At 28.5% G+C, this 6,403-nt stretch carries 5 protein-coding genes and 2 pseudogenes; 5 read left to right on the top strand and 2 right to left on the bottom strand.

Annotation, left to right across the window (positions count from 1 at the left end):
• Both sufC and sufD read left to right on the top strand, forming a co-directional pair.
• A pseudogene (sufC, locus tag AB1Z17_RS03940) lies at nucleotides 1-150 on the top strand (Fe-S cluster assembly ATPase SufC); the annotation flags it as partial.
• A gap of 102 nt (nucleotides 151-252) precedes the next feature.
• Nucleotides 253-1,575, top strand: a complete 1,323-nt coding sequence (gene sufD, locus AB1Z17_RS03935) for a Fe-S cluster assembly protein SufD (protein WP_368050493.1) — start codon at nucleotides 253-255, stop codon at nucleotides 1,573-1,575.
• Between the two features lie 85 nt (nucleotides 1,576-1,660).
• On the opposite strand, the gene AB1Z17_RS03930 is transcribed toward sufD, so the two are convergent.
• A complete protein-coding gene (locus AB1Z17_RS03930) occupies nucleotides 1,661-2,272 on the bottom strand; it encodes an FAD-dependent oxidoreductase (RefSeq protein ID WP_368050492.1) in 612 nt (203 codons plus the stop codon).
• A gap of 10 nt (nucleotides 2,273-2,282) precedes the next feature.
• Complete coding sequence (locus AB1Z17_RS03925) at nucleotides 2,283-2,864, bottom strand: MarC family protein (protein WP_368050491.1); 582 nt, start codon at nucleotides 2,862-2,864, stop codon at nucleotides 2,283-2,285.
• A 251-nt stretch (nucleotides 2,865-3,115) separates the two neighbouring features.
• Between AB1Z17_RS03925 and AB1Z17_RS03920 the strand changes: the two genes are divergently transcribed.
• The 3 genes and pseudogenes from AB1Z17_RS03920 to AB1Z17_RS03910 form a co-directional block, all read left to right on the top strand.
• Entirely contained in the window at nucleotides 3,116-3,682 is a 567-nt protein-coding gene (locus AB1Z17_RS03920; protein ID WP_368050490.1) for a DUF3109 family protein, read from the top strand.
• 81 nt (nucleotides 3,683-3,763) lie between these two features.
• Nucleotides 3,764-5,356 carry a tetratricopeptide repeat protein gene (locus AB1Z17_RS03915; RefSeq protein WP_368050489.1) on the top strand — a complete coding sequence of 531 codons (1,593 nt, stop codon included), beginning with the start codon at nucleotides 3,764-3,766 and terminating at the stop codon, nucleotides 5,354-5,356.
• A gap of 129 nt (nucleotides 5,357-5,485) precedes the next feature.
• Nucleotides 5,486-6,403: pseudogene (locus AB1Z17_RS03910) on the top strand (hypothetical protein); the annotation flags it as partial.

The following is a 6,403-nucleotide window of genomic DNA, read 5'->3' as shown; positions in this document are numbered from 1 at the left end:
GCTGTGTTAGTTATTACGCATTACCAGCGTTTGTTAGATTATATTGTTCCTGATTTTGTACATGTATTACACAATGGTAAAATTGTAAAATCTGGAGGAAAAGAACTAGCTCTGGAATTAGAAGCAAAAGGATACGACTGGTTAAAATAAATTATTAGTCAAAAGTTAAAAAGTCAATAGTTGTAAAGTTTTTATAAAACTGATATTACTCCTTTAGACTTTAATACTTTAGACTTTAATACTATAAAAAAAATGGATTTAAAAGAAAAATTAGTTTCTTCATTCTTAGCATTTGAAAATAAAGGTGGATTAGATCTGGATTCGAATGTACATTCAATAAGATCTAAAGCTATTCTTAACTTTGAAAAAGAAGGCTTTCCTACAAAAAAGGACGAAGAGTGGAAATATACAAGCCTTAATTCTATATTAAAAAATGACTATAGCTTGTTTCCTAAAACAAAAAAAGCTGTTGAATTTAAAAATGTAAAAGAATACTCAATTAATGAAATTGAATCTTATACCTTAGTTTTTATTGATGGGGTTTTTAGTTCTTTTTTGTCGGAAACAACACATGATGATTGCGATGTTTGTGTATTATCTTCTGCATTAACACGTCCAAAATATAAAATGGTAGTTGATAATTATTTCAATACCATTGCTAAGAATAACAATAGTTTAACAGAATTAAATACAGCTTTTTCAGTTGAAGGAGCTTTTATAAATATTCCAAAAAATACAATTGTTCCAAAGCCAATTCAAATACTAAATTTTTCTACTGGAAGTGAAAAAGAAGTGATGCTTCAACCTAGAAACTTAGTAGTTGTTGGTGAAAATTCACATGTTCAAATTATTGAACGTCATCAAAACTTATCAAAGAATGCTGTACTTACAAATGCAGTAACAGAAATTTTTGTACATAAAAGGGCCATTGTAGATTATTATAAAATACAAAATGACACCGAAAATTCATCGTTAATTGACAGTACTTTTGTTTCACAAAAACAACAAAGTGTTGCTTCTGTTCATACCTATTCGTTTGGAGGAAAATTAACTAGAAATAATTTAGAATTTTACCAGGAAGGCGAACATATTACTTCGCATTTAAATGGCATTTCAATTTTAAATAAAAAACAACACGTAGATAATCATACAGTAGTGAATCATAAATTTCCAAATTGTGAAAGCCACGAATTGTACAAAGGAATTTATGCAGACAAATCTACTGGTGTTTTTAACGGAAAAGTAATTGTGCAACAAGCAGCACAAAAAACAAATGCATTTCAACAAAACAACAATATTTTAATTGATGATGGTGCTAGTATTAATTCAAAACCACAATTAGAGATTTTTGCAGATGATGTAAAATGTTCTCACGGTTGTACCATTGGACAATTAGATGAAAGCGCCTTGTTTTATATGCAAACTAGAGGAATTCCTAAAAAAGAAGCAAAAGCATTGTTGTTATTTGCCTTTGGAAACGATGTTGTTGAAAAAATTAAAATTCCTCAACTAAAAACAAGAATTACTAAACTAATTGCAAAAAATTTAGGTGTTAATTTAGGTTTTGAATTTTAAAAGCATCTATTAAAACGTCATTCTGAGCGAAGCGAAGCAATCTCTTTATAAAAAATCCTATTTTTTTTAAAAATGATAGGATTTTTTATTCAATAACGTCGTGAATCATAGTTTGACTTCCGTTATTCCAAACAGTTAAAATATCTGTAGCTACTTGAGCACCGCTTCCTGCAGCAATTGCATATTGACTTCTCCAACCAGCTAAAACACCTGCAACATAAATTCCTTCTGTTACTAAATGGTTGTTGTTATTTAGCATAATTTTTTCTTTTTGTGGAGGAATACTTTTATGCGGAATAACATATTGCATCAATCCTTCAATATTAAACATATTTGAAGGCCCAACGGCTACAACAATTATTGAAGCAGCATATTCATTTTTATTGGTTTTAACAGTAAAGTTTGGTGATTCACCTTTTATAGAAACCACTTTTTCTTTTCCTATTTGGATAATATGAGGATAATTTTGAGCTAATTGTATAAGTCCATTTTTAAGAATGTCAGCTCCTTTTGTCCCTTTTTTAAACCCTAAAACATTGTTTAATTCAGCAGTATTTAACGCTGAAGTTTTTTGATGTGCTACAATTCCAATATTTTTTCCTTCAGCAAAAGGTTTACCAATTGCAGAACCTAAAATTAAAGCGCTCGATAATCCTGCGGCGCTTCCACCAATAATTAAAACATCGAAAGACTTCATATTAAAAAATTTAAGAAATTAAACCTTGAATATTCGAAGCAAATAGTTTTACAGCAATAGCTAAAAGAATTACTCCAAATACTTTTCTAATAATTAAAATACCGTTATCTCCAATAAATTTTCCTAATTTATTTGAAGTTTTAAGCACTATAAACATAAAAAACAAATTAATAATAATTGCAATTAAAATATTAATAGTTTCAAATTCTGCGCGTAAAGAAAGTAACGTTGTTAAACTTCCTGGACCAGCAATTAATGGAAATGCTAATGGGAAAATAGAAATTGTTCTGGCATTTGTTTCTTCTTCTTTATAAAGTGAAACACCTAATATCATTTCTAAGGCAATAAAAAATAAAATAAAAGCACCTGCTACAGCAAAAGAGTTTACATCAATTCCAATTAAGTTTAAAATACTTTTTCCTAAAAATAAAAAGGCAATCATTATTACACCTGCAATAATTGAAGCTTTACCTGACTGAATTTTTCCAAATTTTGCACGTAAATCAATAATAATTGGAATATTTCCAATTACATCAATAACTGCAAATAATATCATTGTTGCCGTAAGTATTTCTTTAAAATTAACTAACATTTTAACTCTATTTAAATTAAGGTTGGCAAAAGTAGATAATCCTTTAATATTATACCAGTTAAATTTTCAAATGTTGAATTAAAAATTTGAATTATTTTTAGATTAGTTTAGGAATAGAAATTAAAAATGCCATTAGCTATAGTTCATTTTTATAACGACAAATAAGCTAAAAAGAAACAAATTCTATTTGACATTTGGATGTTTAAATGGTTTTGATAACAAATTTAGTATAAAAAGTTTATTTTTGCCGCATGTTTCAATTAGGAAAAACCATAGTTTCAGAAGATATTATCGAAAAAGATTTTGTCTGTAATTTAAATGCCTGCAAAGGTAAATGTTGTATTGATGGTGAAGCTGGAGCACCATTAGAAGAAAGCGAACTTCAAATTTTATTGGATATTTACCCTAAAGTAAAACCATTTTTGCGAGAAGAAGGGATAAAAGCTATTGAAGATCAAGGATTATTTATTACGAATGAAGGTGATTATGAAACAACTTTAATAGATGATAAAGATTGTGCTTTTGTTACATTCGATAAAAACAATATTGCAAAATGTGGAATTGAGGAAGCTTATAATCAAGGGTTAATTAAATGGAAAAAACCGATATCTTGTCATTTATATCCTGTTAGAATTATGGATTACAGCGAATTTTCTGCTGTAAACTATCATAAATGGCCAATTTGCGATGATGCTTGTGTTTTAGGAAAAGAACTTCAAGTGCCTGTATATAAATTTGTAAAAGAAGCATTAATTCGGAAATTCGGTAAAAATTGGTACGCCGAATTAGAAAAGGTGGCAGAAAATCACAAATTATAGGCTACTTATGTAACTCAAGTTTCATAAGTAGATAAGTCATTTTGTAGTTTTACAAAAAGACTATTAAAGAGATTTTAAACTATGTTTAAAACCAACAAGTTATTCGGTGTTCTTATTGTAATTTTCAGTATTCAAAGCGCCCTTGCCCAAGAATTAACTTCAAAAATAATTGACAGCACATTTATTGAATTAAGTGTAAAACCAAACACAACTGCTAAAGTTGATGACTTAATTGATCTTTACAAAAAAGCCTATAAAAATAAACTTACCAACGAAGCCATTTTAGATGAAGCAATTATAGTTTCAGAAAAATTATTGTATTTAAAAGGTTTAGGTGAAAGTTATGATAGAAGAGGTCTGGTGGCGAGATACAATAACGACTTTAGTAAATCTGTAACCTATCATAAAAGAGCACTCAATTATTTAAACAAAGCAACCGATACTTTATTGATTATAAAATGCCTTAATAATTTAGGAGTAAGCTACAGAAAGTTAAACTTAGAAAAGGAAGCTTTTCAATATTATTTTCAGGCGTTAGATCTTTCAGAAAAAATAAAACATGAAAGAAGTATTACCATTGCTTTAAACGGAATTGGAAATGTTTTTATTGAAACCAAAGAATACGATAAGGCATTGTATTACTTTAAAAAAGTATATGCTTTTGACCTTAAAAACGAAAACATTAAAGGTCAGGAATATAGCTTATCAAATATTGGTGAAGCTTATTTATATGAAAAAGAATATGATTCTGCTTTTTTCTATATAAATAGAGCGTTGCAATTAACCATAGAACACAAACATAAATCTAGTGAAGCAATACGGTACAATTTATTAGGATTACTGTTTCAAAAAAAAGGAGATTTTAGTAAATCTACCGAATCTTACAAAGAAGCAATTCCTTTATTTACCAAATCTAATAATATTAGATATTTAAGTAATACTTTAATAAATATTGGTAAAAATCAATTAAATACAGGCAACTATAAAAACGCTGGAGAAAATATAAAATTAGGTTTAAATAATGCGAAAATTATTAAATCAAAAGAAAATATTTCGCTTGGTTACAATGCTTTAGTAAGTTATTATACCGTAATTAAAGATTATAAAAATGCATTAAATGCACATAAATTAGCCACTACTTTTAATGATAGTATTTTAAACCACGCATCTCAAGAAAGTATTATTAGTACTCAAATAGCTTACGAAACTGCTAAAAAAGATGAAGCTATTCAAAAATTAGGTGTTGAAAAAGAACGGATTCAACAAAATGCAAATACTAGTAAAAACAGGTTGCTGTATTCAATATTAGGAAGTTCTGGGGTTGTTGGTGCTTTGGTTATATTTTTCTTTTTATACAGAAAGAATTCTGATAATAAATTAGATCAAAAAAATTCGGAATTACAGAAATACATGCTTCAAATTGATCAATTAAAAGATAAAGTAGCAAATACAACCAACACTTCAAAACAACAATTTGAAGAAATATACAATGCATACGATTTATCTAAAAGAGAGGTGGAAGTATTAACACTTATTTCTAAAGGTTATTCAAATATTGAAATTTCTGAACAATTATTTGTGTCTCAAAATACCATAAAAACGCACATAAAAAATATCTACTTAAAACTTGATGTAAAAAACAGAATTCAAGCTTTAAAAAAGATTGGCATCTAAAAAAAACCTTATTTTATTGATCTTATAACTACAAAACCACCCTAAAGGGTGAGGTTTATCACTTAAACAAATGACTGCCAAATTAGCTCATTAAAGTAATTTTATACTCTAATTTAAAAATTACTAAAAATGAAAAGCAAACAACTATTACTTCCTAAAATTCTATTACTTTTTGGATTATTCTTTTTAATTCCAAATCATGTAGAAGGTCAGTTTTTAAAAAAATTAAAACAAAAAGCCGAAAAGAAAATTGAACGCGAAGCCGAAAAACGTGCAGAACGCCGTGTAAACAAAAAAATTGATAAACAATTTGATAAGGCTGAAGATGTATTAGATGGTAAAAAGAAAACAGAGGGAAATTCAGAAAAAGGGAATACCAATACCAACCAAAATACACAAGGAAACAATCCTCAAAACCAAGATGCTTCACAAACAAACGGAACAACTGTAAATAAACCAAACGTTGTTTGGAGCAGCTTCGATTTTGTGCCAGGTGATGAAGTTATTTTTGAAGATATTCCAAGTACCGATGAGGAAAGTGGAGAGTTTCCAAGTCGCTGGGATTTAGTAAGCGGGCAAGTTGAAATTGCAAATGTTGATGGAGAAACTGTGATGATGTTTGTAGATGGAGGTGAAATTGTACCATATTTAAAAAATTCGTCAACTGATTATTTACCAGAAATTTTTACTATTGAATTTGATTTTTACAAGCCTGCAGGTGGTAATCGTTTATCGTTTTATTTAACCGATCAAAAAAATCAGAGAAATAAACATGTGTACCATAATGCTCAAGAATTTGATGTAACACCTATACGAGTTGATGCTCCTGAAGGTTCGGCTGTCATGCATTCAGGAAGAGATTCTAACTATTGTAAAAATGGATGTTGGACACATGTTTCTATTGCCTATACCAAAGGAAAACTAAAAGTGTATTTAGACGATACTCGATTGGTTAATATTCCACATTATTCGTTTAATCCAACAGGATTTACAATGTATCCATATTTTGCTAGTGCCAAAGATAACAAAGCATTCTATGTGAAAAAT

Origin of the sequence: Lutibacter sp., from assembly GCF_040883305.1 — a bacterium.
Lineage (GTDB): Bacteria > Bacteroidota > Bacteroidia > Flavobacteriales > Flavobacteriaceae > Lutibacter.
The sequence above is the reverse complement of the archived record's forward strand: the minus strand, read 5'-3'. Positions and strand labels throughout refer to the sequence as shown.